Below are 15,595 nucleotides of genomic sequence, written 5' to 3'. Positions count from 1 at the left end.
CCCGTGGCCCGTCCGCCAACCGGGCGATGCCTTCAGGCGCTTTTGCGCGGCATCACCACATGAGGACAAGATATGTTCAATACCCATAAAGTAGAAATCGAATGGGGCGGCCGTCCGCTTACGCTCGAAACTGGCAAGATCGCCCGTCAGGCTGACGGTGCAGTTCTCGCAACCTACGGCGAAACCGTCGTTCTGGCGACTGTCGTTTCTGCCAAGGAGCCGAAGCCGGGCCAGGATTTCTTCCCGTTGACCGTCAATTATCAGGAAAAGACCTACGCCGCAGGCAAGATACCTGGTGGCTACTTCAAGCGTGAGGGTCGTCCGAGCGAAAACGAAACGCTGGTTTCGCGCCTGATCGACCGTCCGATCCGCCCGCTCTTCGTCGACGGCTACAAGAACGACACGCAGGTTGTCATCACCGTTGTTCAGCATGATCTGGAAAACGATCCGGACGTCCTGTCGATGGTTGCCGCTTCCGCAGCGCTTACCATTTCGGGCGTGCCATTCATGGGCCCGATTGGCGGCGCACGCGTCGGCTACATCAATGGCGAATACGTCCTGAACCCGAATATCGACGAAATGCCGGAATCGAAGCTCGATCTGGTTGTCGCTGGTACGTCGGAAGCCGTGCTGATGGTCGAATCCGAAGCACAGGAACTCTCCGAAGAAGTCATGCTTGGTGCGGTCGTGTTCGGCCAGAAGGGCTTCCAGCCTGTGATCGACGCGATCATCAAGCTTGCTGAAGTTGCCGCCAAGGAACCGCGCGACTTCCAGCCGGAAGACCTGTCGGCCCTCGAAGCCAAGATGCTCGCCGTTGTAGAAAGCGACCTGCGCGACGCCTACAAGATCACCGAAAAGCAAGCTCGTTATGCCGCCGTCGATGCCGCCAAGGCAAAGGCGAAGGAACATTTCTTCCCTGAAGGCGTGGAAGAAACGGAAATGTCGCCGGAACAGTTCGCGACCATTTTCAAGCATCTGCAGGCCAAGATCGTTCGCTGGAACATTCTTGATACCGGCAGCCGCATCGACGGTCGCGATCTTTCGACCGTTCGTCCGATCGTCTCAGAGGTTGGCCTTCTGCCACGCACTCACGGCTCGGCTCTGTTCACCCGCGGCGAAACGCAGGCTATCGTTGTTGCCACGCTCGGCACCGGCGAAGACGAACAGATGATCGACGCGCTGACGGGCACCTACAAGCAGCCTTTCATGCTGCACTACAACTTCCCGCCTTATTCCGTCGGCGAAACCGGCCGCATGGGGTCGCCGGGTCGTCGTGAAATCGGTCATGGCAAGCTCGCATGGCGCGCTATCCATCCGATGCTGCCTGCCGCTGAGCAGTTCCCGTACACGATCCGCGCGGTCTCCGAGATCACGGAATCAAACGGTTCGTCCTCGATGGCTACCGTTTGCGGTACCTCACTCGCTCTCATGGATGCAGGCGTTCCGCTTGCACGTCCGGTCGCGGGTATCGCCATGGGCCTGATCAAGGAAGGCGAGCGTTTCGCCGTTCTCTCCGACATTCTCGGCGATGAAGATCATCTCGGCGACATGGACTTCAAGGTAGCCGGTACTGAAAACGGCATCACCTCGCTGCAAATGGACATCAAGATCGACGGGATCACCGAAGAGATTATGAAGGTCGCTCTGGAGCAGGCCAAGGGTGGTCGCGTTCACATTCTCGGCGAAATGGCGAAGGCCCTCTCGACCTCGCGTGAAGAACTCGGCGAATTCGCTCCGCGCATCGAAGTGATGAACATCCCGACCGACAAGATCCGTGATGTTATCGGTTCTGGCGGCAAGGTCATCCGCGAAATCGTGGAAAAGACCGGCGCCAAGATCAACATCGAAGACGACGGCACGGTGAAGATTGCATCGTCCAACGGCAAGGAAATCGAAGCCGCGAAGAAGTGGATTCACTCGATTGTTGCCGAGCCGGAAGTCGGTGAAATCTATGAAGGTACGGTCGTCAAGACCGCTGACTTCGGCGCTTTCGTGAACTTCTTCGGTCCGCGCGATGGTCTGGTTCACATTTCGCAGCTGGCTAGCGACCGCGTTGCCAAGACCACCGATGTGGTCAAGGAAGGCCAGAAGGTCTGGGTGAAGCTTATGGGCTTCGACGAACGTGGCAAGGTTCGCCTGTCGATGAAGGTCGTCGATCAGGAAACCGGCAAGGAAATTGTTCAGGAAAAGAAAAAGGAAGAAGCTGACGCTGAGTAAGCGTTGATTTCTTCGATTTCAAAGGAAGCGCGCCTTGATGGCGCGCTTTTTTGTTGTTGCATGTGAATCATTGAGGCTTTGCGGACTTTTCGGATGCGATCCCGCAGAGTAAAGAACGGTTATGATTACACCGGCACAACAAACACTCTTTCTTCCCTTCGATCAGGGCATTCTGGATATGCCCGAAGAGGGCCAGTCGTTCCTGGCCTGCGGTCTTTCTGCGGATAGGCATCTTGAAGATGAATGGAAACAGGCGCTGATCTTCCTGCAACCCTGGCGCCCCGACTGGCTGGCGCTGGAAAAGGAAGGCTTCAAGGCAGTTCCGAGATTAGCGTCTGACGTGGGCGAGGAACAGCGTTTTTCCGGCGGGCTACTTCTGCTCGGAAAACATCGCGGACGCAACGAGGCGTGGTTTGCGGAGCTTTTGGCGCGTGTTGAGCCAGGTGGATGGATTGCGGTATCCGGCGACAAGAAGCTCGGCATCGACAGCTTTCGAAAATGGGCCGGCAACATTGCCGAGATTAGCGACCGCATGTCGAAAAACCATGCGGTGGTTTTCTGGCTCAGGCGTCCTGCCGATCTTGCTGATGACTTCATTGCAGCGCTGAAACCGCTTGCGACCGATATTGACGAGGTGTTCCGGACCGAACCCGGCATGTTCTCGCACGGCGTGATCGATAAAGGTTCGGCGCTGCTCGTCCCGCATATGGAGAAGATCGTTTTCGGCAACGTGGCCGATCTTGGCGCTGGCTGGGGCTATCTTGCAGCGCAATGCCTGAAGTTTGCGGATCGCATCAAATCCATCGATCTTTACGAAGCGGATTATGAAGCACTGGAGGCTGCTCGTGGCAATCTGGAGCGGCTTGGAGCGTCGATACCGATCAGCTTCAATTGGTTTGATGTGACGAGTGAAAAGATGGCAGGCATCTACGACACCGTTATCATGAATCCACCGTTCCACGAGGGAAGGGTGACAGATGTGTCGCTTGGTCAGACGTTCATTGCTGCTGCCGCGTCGCGCCTTAAACCGGGCGGGCGTCTGCTAATGGTGGCAAATCGTCAACTGCCTTATGAGACAACGCTCAAAGGGTTGTTCAAGAACGTGACGCTCCTCGAAGAGGCAAATGGCTTCAAGATATTTGATGCAAAGAAGTAAACAAAAAGGCCGCCTTTAGGCGGCCTTATTGTTTATGAGAGGCGAGCTTACTCGCCGCGTTCCGCATCGGAGCTTTTCAGCTCTTCGAGCGTGGGCATGGAGACGATATTATAGCCCGAATCCACATAATGGATTTCACCGGTGACGCCGCTGGAAAGATCGGACAGCAGATAGACCGCTGATTTGCCCACGTCATCAATATCGACGGTGCGGCGTAGCGGCGAGTTGCGACGCTGATAGCTGAAGATCGCGCGCGCATCACCGATGCCGGCGCCGGCCAGCGTGCGCACCGGCCCCGCCGAAATGGCGTTAACGCGGATGCCCTGCGGACCGTAGTCGGCGGCAAGATAACGAACCATGGCTTCAAGCGCAGCTTTGGCAACGCCCATGACGTTGTAGTTCGGAATCGTACGGGTCGAGCCGCCATAGGTCAGCGTCAGGATTGAGCCGCCGTCTTTCATGAGCTTTTCGGCGCGCTGCGCCATTTCCGTGAAGGAGTAGGCGGAAATCACCATGGTGCGGCTGAAATTTTCGCGCGTGGTGACGTCTGCGTAGCGACCCTTCAGTTCGGTCTTGTCGGAGAAGCCGATGGCGTGAACGATGAAATCGAGCTTGCCCCACTTCTTTTCGATTTCGGCAAAGACCGCATCGACCGACTCGATATTTTCCACATCGCAAGGCAGCACGAAATCAGAGCCAACCTGTTCGGCCAGCGGCTTTACGCGCTTGCCGAGCGCATCGCCCTGATAGGTAAAGGCCAGTTCGGCGCCTTGTGCTGCGAGTTGCTTTGAAATTCCCCAAGCGAGTGAGTGATTATTCGCGACCCCCATAATGAGGCCGCGTTTGCCTTTCATCAAACCTTCCATATTTTCCCTCTCCCTCAGCCCTGGTAGCGCTGGAAAACCAGCGTCGCATTGGTGCCGCCAAATCCGAAGGAGTTGGAGAGCACGGTGTTGAGCTGAGCGTTGTCAATGCGCTTGCGAACGATAGGCATATCCGCGAAGGCAGGGTCCAGTTCTTCGATATGAGCGCTTTCGCAAATGAAATTGTTGTGCATCATCAAAAGTGAATAGATCGCTTCCTGCACACCGGTTGCACCGAGCGAGTGACCGGTCAGCGATTTGGTCGCAGCGATCGGCGGGCAGGCGTCGCCCGAGCCGAAAACCTGGCGGATAGCTTCGATTTCCGGCGCATCGCCAGCAGGCGTCGAGGTTGCGTGCGGGTTGATGTAGTCGATCTTGCCCTTGACGGTCGACAGCGCCATCTTCATGCAGCGGATCGCGCCCTCACCGGACGGAGCGACCATGTCGTAGCCGTCGGAGGTTGCGCCATAGCCAACGATTTCGCCGTAAATCTTGGCGCCGCGGGCCAGCGCGGTTTCGAGGTCTTCCAGGACCAGAACGCCTGCACCGCCTGCAATGACGAAGCCGTCGCGGTTCTTGTCATAGGCGCGCGAGGCGGTGGATGGTGTGTCATTATATTTCGACGACATGGCACCCATGGCGTCGAACAGAACCGAAAGCGTCCAGTCGAGATCTTCGCAGCCGCCCGCAAACATGCGGTCCTGCTTGCCATACTGGATCATTTCGAACGCATTGCCGATGCAATGGTTGGACGTCGCACAAGCCGAGGAGATCGAATAGTTGATGCCCTTGATCTTGAAGAAGGTTGCCAGCGTCGCGGAAGCCGTCGAGCTCATGGCTTTTGGCACGGCAAATGGGCCGACGCGCTTCGGGCCTTTTTCGCGGGTGATGTCGGCAGAATCGACAATGGTGCGGGTAGAAGGGCCGCCGGAGCCCATGATGATGCCGGTGCGGTCGTTGGAGACTTCCTCGTCGGAAAGTCCCGCATCCGCAATGGCCTGATCCATCGCAATATGGTTCCAGGCCGTGCCACGTCCATGGAAGCGCATCGCGCGACGATCAACCAGTGCTTCGACGTCGATATTCGGAGCGCCGTGCACCTGACAACGGAAGCCAAGCTCGGCATATTCCTCAGCGCGGGAGATGCCGGACTTAGCTTCACGCAGCGAAGCCGTGACCTCTTCGGTGTTGTTACCAATCGAGGATACGATCCCCATACCCGTTACGACCACACGCCGCATCGCGTTCTCCTTTACACCTGATCCGTGAGCGACGTGTCCGTCATGCGGACTGCCGCCTGTTCGCGGTTACATAGGTGCGATCTTCGCATGTTTTGAGCGCGGCCGCATGAAAACTGTTCACTTTTTTGCAGTCGCGCTCGTGGATGATGATGATTGAGGTGCCTTACTGGCCCTCGCTGTCCTTCGACAGGCCGACGCGCAGGTCAGACGCCCGGTAGATGGTTTCGCCATCGGCTTTCAGCCAGCCGTCAGCCGTGCCGAGCACGAGGCGGCCACGCATGACGCGCTTGAAATCGATGCCATATTCGAGAAGCTTGGTATGCGGACGCACCATGCCCTTGAACTTCACTTCACCGGTGGAGAGAGCCATGCCGCGACCCGGCTCGCCGAGCCAACCGAGAAAGAAACCGGTCAGCTGCCACATGCCGTCGAGGCCGAGGCAGCCCGGCATGATTGGATTGCCCATGAAATGGCACGGAAAATACCAATCGTCGGGGCGCACGTCATACTCGGCGCGGATATAGCCCTTGTCGAACTCGCCGCCGGTTTCGGAAATATCGGTGATGCGATGGACCATCAGCATCGGTGGCAGGGGAAGCTGAGCATTGCCGGGGCCGAACATCTCGCCGCGTGCGCAGGCCAGGAGCTCTTCATACCCATAGCTTGATTTCTGTTCTGCCATTACGCCTCCCTTGAGGTTCATTCTGTATCGACCGGCAATCCGGCCCGGTTGTGGGTTTCACCGGAACATCCCTACCACAGACTGTTTCCGGCAGTAAAATCATGCAATGGGTTTATTCGGGGGTTTATCCGAAAAAGCGGGCAATTCCCAAAGCTATTGATAGTTATTTCGCAACGGCATATATCAATGTCAGTATGCAATGGGCAACAGCCCGTTTGACGATTGATGATTTTGCAACAAGCTTGTGACGGAACCAACGGTGAATATGCAGTCTTCACATACCCACTCGACGGTCTCGATGGAAGAGCAGCTCCGCCGCGCGGGCCTGCGTCCGACGCGGCAGCGCGTTGCGCTTGCGAGCCTGATCTTCGCCCAGGGCGATCGCCATCTGTCTGCGGAAGACCTGCACGAAGAGGCCGTCATGGCCGATGTACCGGTGTCTCTGGCGACGGTTTACAATACGCTCCACCAGTTCACGGAAGCCGGTATGCTGCGTATTATCGCAGTTGAGGGCTCGAAGACCTATTTCGATACGAATATCTCGGACCACCAGCATTTCTTCCTCGAAGGGGAAAATGTTGTGTTCGATATTCCACATGGCGAAAAGGGCCAGCCTACGGTTGCCAACATGCCGGATGCTCCGCATGGCATGGAAATCGTCAATGTGGATATTATCGTTCGCCTGCGCCGTAAGGGCCAATAAAGGTCTCCTTTCAGTCAGGGATAAAAGAGAGCGGCCATGGCCGCTTTTTTTGTTGCCTATTGGACCATATGGGCTGAAAAGCGACGAAGTTCTGCAATCTCGGCTGAATAGCCTCCCAAGCTCAGCTGGACACATTCCAAGGAGATATCATGCGTAAGCTACTCGTCGCCGCGACCATTCTTGCCCTGTTTACCGCTGGCAGCGCCTTTGCAAAAACCATCCGGATCGGAGTAACTCCGGGGCCGCATGCCCAGATCATGGAAAAGGTGAAGGAAGTCGCCGAGAAGAACGGTCTTGAAATCGATATTCAGGAATTCTCGGATTATGTCATCCCGAACATGGCGCTTGCGGATGGCGCACTGGAAGCCAACTCCTTCCAGCACAAGCCCTATCTCGACAATCAGGTCGCCGATCGCGGCTTCGATATTGTGAGCGTTGCGGAGACCGTCAACTTTCCGATGGGGCTGTACTCGAAGAAGCTGAAGAATATTTCGGAGCTGGCCGACGGCGCGACGATTGCGATCCCCAATGATCCGACCAATGGCGGTCGCGCGTTGCTGGTACTTGCCGAAAACGGGATTATTAAAATCGACCCGACCAAGGGGTTGAAGGTCAGCGCGCTGGATATCGTCGAAAATCCGAAGAACCTAAAATTCGTTGAACTCGATGCGGCACAGCTTCCGCGTTCGATGGAAGACGTCGATGCTGCCGTCATCAACACCAATTATGCCATGGAAGCTGGCTTGAACCCTGCGACCGATCCGCTGGTGCGGGAAGGCGAGAAAGCGCCTTACGTTAATATTCTCGTCGTTCGCACCGCCGACAAGGATGCCGATTGGGTGAAAACTCTGATTTCATCCTACCACAGCGACGAAGTGAAGGAGTTCATCGCCACGACGTTCAAGGGATCGGTGGCGCCTGCCTGGTAACATTCCGAAGTAAAAGCGGGGCGATTTTCGCTCCGCTTGGACGAAGTCAGTCGAAGGTTTCGCCCGGATATACGCCCCACAGGTCCGATTGCTTGATCCAGCCTCGGACGCCGCCCATGTCCACCCGACACCATTGGCCGGTACATTCGCGCACCGTTCCAACCACGCCTGGTTCGATCTCGGCGGCAAGCCCGGATGTGTCAGCGGCATCCCGGCGCATATTGACCATCGAACCCTGATTGTTCTTGAGCCAGGGTGCCGTGATTGCGGTTCGCTTGCCGGATAGAAGCGACTGATAAACCCAGCCTTCAGTTCCGTCCGCGTCGCGGATACGGCGCCAGTTGTCATATTCCTGGATGATTTCGACCGGCAGTCCGGCTTTCATGAAAAGCCAGGAAACTGCGTAGTCACGTCCCGGTCCGATGCGCAGATTGACGCGAGCGGGCTTAAGGCTGACGAAACGCGGCACGGGAAGTCCGCTTGCGCCGACAGTGGTACCCGCAGGCTCTGCTGCCTGCGCGCCATGCCTGTGCGAAGCGCCAAGCGGTGCCAGAAAGAAAAAAAATGCCAGAAAGCCAAGCGTGGCTATCAAAAAGCGTTGCGAAAGTACTCTGTACAAACTGCGACCTCTCGCCGTCCTGTCACGACAGAACGGTAGTAGCTTCGGCAGTTTAAGGGGGCTGCGAGGCGACGTTGCCGTCCTGTTTTCAGATCGTGCATCCATTTGTGTACAACAGATGGAGATGCGACTTAATTGTTTGATTTTAAATGCATCTTTTCAGAAAATCGTTGCGGACTTTCCAAGAGGCACCTGAAGTTTCCGGTTTTTCTTTGTCTTTGCCGCTTCGCCTTGATAGAGATGTTCAGCCGAAGCAATATCCCATATTGCACCGCCTTGGTTAAGGAGGTCTCAACATGAAGCTTCGGTTAACGCATTTTCGGGAAAAGTGGGAGTCGGTTTTCCGCTGAAAATGTGCAGGAAATTTCTTGGAGCGTGCCCTGCCATTTGGTTACAACAGGGGCTGTTCCAGGGGCTTTGCTTAACGATGGGGTGGAGATGTCGAACAAGAAGAAACCGCTGGTCGTTCTGACACGAAAATTGCCCGACCCAGTGGAAACCCGAATGCGGGAACTGTTTGATGCGCGTCTGAACATAGATGACCATCGCATGAATCAGCCTGAAATCATCGCTGCGATGAAGGAAGCGGACGTTCTGGTGCCCTGCATCACGGATGTCATCGATGCAGCAGCAATCGAACAGGCTGGCCCCAATCTCAAGCTGATAGCAAATTTCGGCAATGGCGTGGACAACATCGATGTCGCCGCAGCCGCAAAGCGTGGAATCACCGTCACCAATACGCCGAATGTCCTGACCGAGGACACTGCCGATATGACACTGGCGCTGCTGCTGTCGGTGCCAAGACGTCTGGTGGAAGGTGCCAATGTGTTGGGCGAGCGTCATGGGCAATGGCCCGGCTGGTCGCCGACCTGGATGCTCGGGCGGCGCATCTGGGGCAAGCGTCTCGGCATTGTGGGCATGGGACGCATCGGTACGGCTGTCGCCCGCCGCGCCAAGGCTTTCGGACTTTCCATTCACTATCACAACCGCAAGCGCGTCAATCCGCAGGTCGAGGAAGAGCTGGAAGCGACCTATTGGGATAGTCTCGACCAGATGCTGGCCCGGATGGATATCATCTCGGTCAACTGCCCTTCGACGCCTGCCACATTTCATCTGCTGTCCGCGCGCCGCATCGCGCTGATGCAGCCGACCGCCTATATGGTCAACACGGCGCGCGGACAGATCATCGACGAGAATGCGCTGATCGAGCTAATTGAGCAGGGTAAACTTGCCGGGGCAGGGCTGGACGTTTTCGAGAACGAGCCAGCCGTCAACCCACGCCTGCTGGCCCTCGCCGAAAAGGGCAAGATCGTCCTGCTACCGCATATGGGGTCGGCGACGATGGAAGGTCGCATTGATATGGGCGACAAGGTCATCATCAATATCAAGGCATTTGTCGACGGGCATCGCCCGCCCGACCGCGTATTGCCGAACCGGGTTTAAGAGCATTTTCTAGCCAAAAGTGTGAAGCGCCTACGCAGAGAAATCAGTCCACTGGACTGATTTCTGATCCCGCTTCGATGCGTAGGATAATGTGACGAAACAAATAGTTAGAGCGGTTTCAGCGACTCCGTTCTAACTGGAACCGCTCTAGCTTTTCCCGCTCGCGGTCTTCGTTTCTTCGGCGTTCTTGCCGTCGATGAAACGCAGGACCGTATGCGCATAGAGGCGCGGATTTTCGACCGGGACGCCATGCCCGGCATCGGGCAGAATGATCAACTCAGCACCTGGTATCTGGCTGGCGATGAATTCCGTATGTTCGCGCGTGATGGCCGTATCGCGGTCGCCGATGACAATCGCCGTGCGCACCCGGATATTGGACAAGTCCTCGTCGGTATAGTTCGGCTCATTTGCCCAAAGCGCGTGAATTTCCTTGTCGATGCTCTCATAGTGGCGCAGTTCCGGTATCGGCTTTCCTTCGGCTCGGGCCTCGACATAACCGGTATTGCCGTCGGGCGTGACATTGGCCGCCTGCGCAAACAGGCTTTTTAGCCGTTCGGGATAGCGCATGGCGATGTCGAGGCCGATAATGCCGCCATCGCTCCAGCCGACGAGGTCGACCTTGCCGATGTGTAGAAAGTCAAGCAGCGCCACATAATCATCGGCCATCAATCCATAGGTGATTGGATCATCGGTGCGGGTGGAGCGCCCCTGTCCGCGGCTATCGGCAACGATTACCGTGTGGTGGCGCGCAAGGATCGGAAGCTGCGCATCCCACACATGCTGGTCGGACAAGCCGCCGGGAATGAGCAGGATCGGCGGTCCTTTGCCGACAGTCCGGTAGTACATTTCAATGCCGTTGACTTCGGCAAAGGCGGCAGGGGACGCGGGAATGGTCATGCGCGCAATTCTCTCAGTCGAAATGGGGGAAGGAAAAGACAAAGCAAAGCCGACCAACAAAGCGGCTATCGTCAATGTCGTCTTTCCCTTCATAAGTCCCGCTCTCTTTTGGAGCATTCACAAGTCAGGGTCTGCGGATGAGTGTCGGCAGATCATAGAGGTAGGCAATTCGCTTGATGGCATCCTGTAGCGGCTCCAGCGTGACCGTCATCGTATGACCGCTCGCATGGATCAGCATGTCGGGGGAAGCGCAGATGGCGACATGGCCCTTCCAGAAGACGAGATCGCCGCGCTTCAGGTTCGAATAAGTCGCATCGGGCTCGATGATTTCGCCAAGCGTATTCTGCTGCATGTCGGAATCGCGCAGAACCTTGCGGCCTGCTACCCACATGCACAATTGCACGATGCCGGAGCAATCGATGCCGAAGCCTGACGTGCCGCCCCACAGATAGGGCGTGTGAAGAAGGGTTTCTGCGACCGCCACATAGTCCGCAGCATGTTCGCCAATCGGTGCAAGGTGGCTTGCGATCAGCGCCTCGCCGCTTTCCAGAAGTGCATACTTCGTACCGCGCGTCTCGGCCGCGCCGACGATACGCACGCGTGAACCGAGCGATAGCGCCTTGGTATGGGGAAAGCGAAGATCAGCGCCGGGATAAACGAAGGTGCGTGGCACGATGACCAGATGTGTTTCGATTCCAGCGGGCTGTTCCAGCGCGGCAGAGGAGACGTAACCCGTATAGCCGTCGCGTTCTGCCTGCACCCACGACCAACCGTCCATTTCCTCAAAGACGCGGACGTGATCGCCGAAAATCATCTGGGTCTGCGGACCGCTATCCATACGTGGTTCGGCGCGCAGATCGACAACAGATGCGGAAACCTGCATCGGCGTTCCGGCGGTAAAACGCGCCGCTTCCACCTGACCGGATAGCCGTTCATCGGCGAGGTCAGGGCGATAGGCGTTGAGGCGGCGGTCAAGCATGGTCAAAGTGGTAACTCCCTGGCTTTGGCGATCACCAGATCACCCAGTCTTTCAACATAAAGTGCACCGGCGACCGTCCTCTTTACTAGCACATTTCGCCGGTCTTTTTCATCACGATGCCGGGAGACGAACTCAAGCGCACCCATCGTGTCGAGCGCGCGGGTAATGACCGGCTTGGTGACGTTCAGTTTTGCTGCAAGTCCCCGCACAGTATGCGGCGGGGGCTCCAGATAGATGGTGAGGAGAATGGCTGCCTGTCGCGTGGTGAGATCGGGCATCTCGTCACGCACCTGTTCCAGCGACAGGGTTCTCAGCAATGTCAGCGCCTGCAACGGCTTCAGCTCAATCGGCATCCGGTTCCACCAAAACGGGGATTGTTTCGGAACCGTTTTATTCAATCTGCTTTTGACGTTTCAGGCAAGTGGATTCATCGTGCCGGATAACGCTTCTTCAAAAGCTGGTAAAGAGCGCGAATGGCTTGCGCCTCTCCACCGATCGGCGAAGCGGGCTTTTCGACTGGTACCCAGCCGAAAATGTCGAAATGCGCCCAGCTTTGAGCCTTTTCGACAAATTTGCTGAGGAAGAGCGCTGCCGTCACCGAGCCAGCAAAGCCGTCGGTGGTGACATTGTTGATGTCGGCGATCCGTGAGGACAGTTTTTGCGCATAGGGCTTCCAGAGCGGCATGCGCCATAGCGGGTCTGCGGTGGCATCCGCGCTTTGCGCAATCGAAGCGGCAAGTCCGTCATCATGCGTGTAGAATGGTGGCAGGTCGGGGCCGAGCGCGACACGCGCGGCCCCCGTCAGCGTCGCCATATCGATCAGAAGTGCAGGTTCTTCTTCATCGGCAAGTGCAAGCGCGTCGGCAAGAACCAACCGGCCTTCCGCATCGGTATTGCCGATCTCGACGGTCAGCCCCTTGCGGCTTTGCAGCACGTCACCCGGCCGGAAGGCATTACCGGCAATCGAATTCTCCACTGCGGGGATCAGCACGCGCAGCCGCACCGGCAATTGCGCATCCATAATCATGGAGGCGAGACCCAGCACATTGGCGGCTCCGCCCATATCCTTCTTCATCAGGAGCATGCCGCTTGCCGGTTTGATGTCGAGACCGCCGGTGTCGAAGCAGACGCCTTTGCCAACCAGCGTGATTTTCGGGTCGCTTGCCTTGCCCCAACTAAGATCGATCAGGCGTGGCGCAATAGCACCAGCTCGACCGACCGCATGGATCATCGGGAAATTCTTCTCCAGAAGCGCATCGCCTTCGGTGACGGCAATGTCGGCCTTGTATCTCTTCGCCAGTTCGCGAGCGGCATTTTCGAGAGCATCCGGCCCCATATCGTTGGTCGGTGTGTTGATGAGATCGCGCACCAGTGTAACCGCATCGGCGATGCGGCGGATTTCCGCTTCGTCCACGCCATCCGGCAAGGCAAGGCGGATCGCCTTGCCATTCGCCTTGCGATAACGCGTAAAGCTATAGCCACCCATCAAGAAGCCCAGAACTGCAAGCGCTGCGTCATCGATCGCACCGTCAAAATGCCAGTCTCCGTCCGGAAGACCGCGCGCAAGCTTTCCGGCCAAAAGCTGCGACTGGCCACCCTTTTTCTCATCGCCTGTTCCAAAAAACGCACCCGATACCGATCCACTTGCACCCGGAACAACGAGTACGCGACCGGCTTCGCCGTCAAAGCCATTGGCCTTGGCCCAGACAATTGCATCGGCGGGAAGGCGGGAGGTTTCCAGCCCGCCTTTCGACGTAAACCAGATCGGGCGGCTTTGTTCGGATTTTCGGGAAAGAAGTTCGACAGACATGATGCTCTTTCTGACCAGTAAGCGATATCCGGCAAAAGCGCTGGGATTTTGTCGGAAGTTCATAAAAACAAACAGATAGCGCGATTATTGCCGTGCGGAAACAGAAACCGCAATCGCTTTATTAACCAATCATTAGGGTTAACAGATTATTGATTTAGCAGGAATTGGGCTTGAGGGTGACTAAAGCATGTTGGATGGGCGACACGCTTTAGCAGGAGAGGCGGGATGCTGAACATCGTTCGAAAAGACGCTATCGCAACACGTCTCGGCTTTGCCTGCATTCTTTCGGCACTTATACTTTCCGGCTGCACATCGGTTGACCGGACCACCACCGGTTCAGTGCGGCGCGCGGCAACCGTCGCCACTTTCGATCACATGAACGACGCCCAGCTTGCAGCCATGGCCGGACGGCTCGGCGCGCAATATGAACGCAATCCGAAGGATCGCCAGACAGCGCTCAACTATGCCAACGTGCTGGCGCGCCTTGGCCGCAACGATCAGGCGCTGGCTGTGATGCGGGCGCTCGCTATCGTCTATCCGAAGGATCAGACCGTTCTTGCGGCTTACGGCAAGGCGCTTGCCGGTGCTGGCCAATTCGACGGCGCGCTTGATGCCATTCGCCGTGCACAAAATCCGGCCTATCCCGACTGGAAACTGGTTTCTGCAGAAGGTGCCATTCTCGACCAGATGGGCCGGAAGGAAGAAGCCCGCGCGACCTATCAGAAAGCGCTGCAGCTTCAGCCGAATGAACCGTCCATCATCTCCAATATGGGGATGTCTTATCTTCTGGCCGGTGATGCGCGAACAGCGGAAACCTATTTCAAGCAGGCTGCAGCCGCGCCCGGTGCGGACAGTCGTGTGCGTCAGAACCTGGCCCTTTCAGTCGGCCTGCAGGGGCGTTTTCAGGAAGCCGAAGCGATTGCCGCACGCGAGATTTCTCCGCAACAGGCCAAGGCCAATACGGATTATCTTCGCTCCATGCTGGCGCAGCAGAATTCCTGGAACATGCTCAAGGACAAGCCGAAGGGCTGATTTCTTCGATCAGATCGCGCTTAGTTGCCGCCGAACAATCCGCCCTGCGCCGAAATCTGGATGAAGGCCGGGCCGAGGATAACGATAAAGAGCACGGGCAGGAAGAACACGATCATCGGCACGGTGAGTTTCGGCGGCAAGGCCGCAGCCTTCTTTTCGGCTTCCAGCAAACGCAGATCGCGGCTTTCCTGAGAAAGCGTGCGCAGCGCCTGTGCGACCGGTGTGCCGTAACGCTCCGCTTGAATAAGCGCCTGCGTTACGGATTTCACCGGCTCCAGACCCGTGCGATTGGCGAGATTGTCATAAGCCTGACGGCGTTCCGGCAGGAATGAAAGCTCGGCATTGGTCAGCATCAGTTCTTCGGCAAGCTCCACGGACTGAATGCCGATTTCATCGGCCACCCGGCGAAAGGCAGCTTCGGTGGACATGCCCGATTCGACGCAGATCAACATCAGATCGAGCGCATCCGGCCATGCGCGGCGGATGGATTGCTTCCGCTTGGTCGCCCTGTTCGAAACATAGAGATTGGGTGCATAGAAGCCGGCATAGCCTGCGAAAATGCAGACAAGCAGGCGAACGAAGAAGGTTTGATCGGCAAGGACACCGAGCACGAAAATGTAGATGGCGGCGACTATCATCGTGCCGAAAGGCAACACAAAGCGCAGGAACAGAAAGATGTTGAGCGGGTTTTGCCCCCGAAAGCCTGCCTGCCTGAGCGAAGCAATCGTCTTTTCATCGGCAAGAGCACGCTTGAGATCAAGCTTTTCGACGAATTCGCGGATACCCTGCTTCTGCTGATGACGCAGGCTGTTGCGACGGTCGCTCTCCGCTGCAAGCCGGGCGCGTTCGCGCGAGCGAATGGCTTCGCGTTCGGTGGCAACCGATTTCATGCGCGACTTCAGCGCGCTGCCACTGAGAACTGGCATGAGGATCGTTACCACGGTCGCAAAAACCGCAACCGTGATCAAAGCACCGATCAGAAACTGTGGGTCGGTCAGTTTTTGTGTGAGGAGAGAAAACATGT

Annotated in this window: 15 protein-coding genes; 6 read left to right on the top strand and 9 right to left on the bottom strand. The window is 56.9% G+C overall.

The window, feature by feature from the left end:
* Positions 1-72: 72 nt before the first annotated feature.
* Together pnp and HWX93_RS03045 are read left to right on the top strand one after the other, a co-directional pair.
* The gene (gene pnp, locus HWX93_RS03050; RefSeq protein ID WP_109987090.1) at positions 73-2,217 is read left to right on the top strand and encodes a polyribonucleotide nucleotidyltransferase; all 2,145 of its coding nucleotides are present in this window, start codon (positions 73-75) and stop codon (positions 2,215-2,217) included.
* Between the two features lie 121 nt (positions 2,218-2,338).
* A complete protein-coding gene (locus HWX93_RS03045) occupies positions 2,339-3,373 on the top strand; it encodes a class I SAM-dependent methyltransferase (protein WP_176036458.1) in 1,035 nt (344 codons plus the stop codon).
* 47 nt (positions 3,374-3,420) lie between these two features.
* Here HWX93_RS03045 and fabI read toward each other — a convergent pair whose 3' ends face one another.
* From fabI to fabA, 3 genes are all read right to left on the bottom strand, one after another.
* Positions 3,421-4,239 (bottom strand): enoyl-ACP reductase FabI, encoded by an 819-nt coding sequence (fabI, locus tag HWX93_RS03040; protein WP_176036457.1) that lies wholly within the window; start codon positions 4,237-4,239, stop codon positions 3,421-3,423.
* 14 nt (positions 4,240-4,253) lie between these two features.
* On the bottom strand, positions 4,254-5,477 hold the full coding sequence (gene fabB / locus HWX93_RS03035; RefSeq protein WP_061344685.1) for a beta-ketoacyl-ACP synthase I: 1,224 nt from the start codon (positions 5,475-5,477) through the stop codon (positions 4,254-4,256).
* A gap of 163 nt (positions 5,478-5,640) precedes the next feature.
* Positions 5,641-6,159, bottom strand: a complete 519-nt coding sequence (gene fabA / locus HWX93_RS03030; RefSeq protein ID WP_010657784.1) for a 3-hydroxyacyl-[acyl-carrier-protein] dehydratase FabA — start codon at positions 6,157-6,159, stop codon at positions 5,641-5,643.
* Between the two features lie 265 nt (positions 6,160-6,424).
* On the opposite strand from fabA, the gene irrA reads away from it, so the two are divergent.
* Both irrA and HWX93_RS03020 read left to right on the top strand, forming a co-directional pair.
* Positions 6,425-6,862, top strand: a complete 438-nt coding sequence (gene irrA / locus HWX93_RS03025) for an iron response transcriptional regulator IrrA (protein WP_109987093.1) — start codon at positions 6,425-6,427, stop codon at positions 6,860-6,862.
* Positions 6,863-7,011: 149 nt separating this feature from the next.
* On the top strand, positions 7,012-7,791 hold the full coding sequence (locus HWX93_RS03020) for a MetQ/NlpA family ABC transporter substrate-binding protein (protein ID WP_176036456.1): 780 nt from the start codon (positions 7,012-7,014) through the stop codon (positions 7,789-7,791).
* Between the two features lie 46 nt (positions 7,792-7,837).
* Here HWX93_RS03020 and HWX93_RS03015 read toward each other — a convergent pair whose 3' ends face one another.
* Positions 7,838-8,410 (bottom strand): SH3 domain-containing protein, encoded by a 573-nt coding sequence (locus HWX93_RS03015; RefSeq protein ID WP_109987095.1) that lies wholly within the window; start codon positions 8,408-8,410, stop codon positions 7,838-7,840.
* A gap of 438 nt (positions 8,411-8,848) precedes the next feature.
* Here HWX93_RS03015 and HWX93_RS03010 point away from each other — a divergent pair, with 438 nt between their 5' ends.
* Complete coding sequence (locus HWX93_RS03010; protein WP_176036455.1) at positions 8,849-9,853, top strand: 2-hydroxyacid dehydrogenase; 1,005 nt, start codon at positions 8,849-8,851, stop codon at positions 9,851-9,853.
* Positions 9,854-10,000: 147 nt separating this feature from the next.
* On the opposite strand, the gene HWX93_RS03005 is transcribed toward HWX93_RS03010, so the two are convergent.
* The 4 genes from HWX93_RS03005 to HWX93_RS02990 form a co-directional block, all read right to left on the bottom strand.
* A complete protein-coding gene (locus HWX93_RS03005; RefSeq protein ID WP_176036454.1) occupies positions 10,001-10,843 on the bottom strand; it encodes an alpha/beta fold hydrolase in 843 nt (280 codons plus the stop codon).
* Positions 10,844-10,874: 31 nt separating this feature from the next.
* Positions 10,875-11,729: an NlpC/P60 family protein gene (locus HWX93_RS03000; RefSeq protein ID WP_176036623.1), complete on the bottom strand. Its 855-nt coding sequence runs from the start codon at positions 11,727-11,729 to the stop codon at positions 10,875-10,877.
* A gap of 2 nt (positions 11,730-11,731) precedes the next feature.
* Positions 11,732-12,082 carry a MarR family transcriptional regulator gene (locus HWX93_RS02995; RefSeq protein ID WP_109987099.1) on the bottom strand — a complete coding sequence of 117 codons (351 nt, stop codon included), beginning with the start codon at positions 12,080-12,082 and terminating at the stop codon, positions 11,732-11,734.
* Positions 12,083-12,156: 74 nt separating this feature from the next.
* The gene (locus tag HWX93_RS02990; RefSeq protein ID WP_176036453.1) at positions 12,157-13,539 is read right to left on the bottom strand and encodes a leucyl aminopeptidase family protein; all 1,383 of its coding nucleotides are present in this window, start codon (positions 13,537-13,539) and stop codon (positions 12,157-12,159) included.
* Between the two features lie 225 nt (positions 13,540-13,764).
* On the opposite strand from HWX93_RS02990, the gene HWX93_RS02985 reads away from it, so the two are divergent.
* Positions 13,765-14,571, top strand: a complete 807-nt coding sequence (locus HWX93_RS02985) for a tetratricopeptide repeat protein (protein WP_109987101.1) — start codon at positions 13,765-13,767, stop codon at positions 14,569-14,571.
* A 20-nt stretch (positions 14,572-14,591) separates the two neighbouring features.
* Here HWX93_RS02985 and HWX93_RS02980 read toward each other — a convergent pair whose 3' ends face one another.
* Positions 14,592-15,593, bottom strand: a complete 1,002-nt coding sequence (locus tag HWX93_RS02980) for a type II secretion system F family protein (RefSeq protein WP_109987102.1) — start codon at positions 15,591-15,593, stop codon at positions 14,592-14,594.
* Positions 15,594-15,595: the final 2 nt, after the last annotated feature.

The sequence above is a fragment of the Brucella tritici genome, assembly GCF_902825325.1.
Lineage (GTDB): Bacteria > Pseudomonadota > Alphaproteobacteria > Rhizobiales > Rhizobiaceae > Brucella.
The sequence above is the reverse complement of the archived record's forward strand: the minus strand, read 5'-3'. Positions and strand labels throughout refer to the sequence as shown.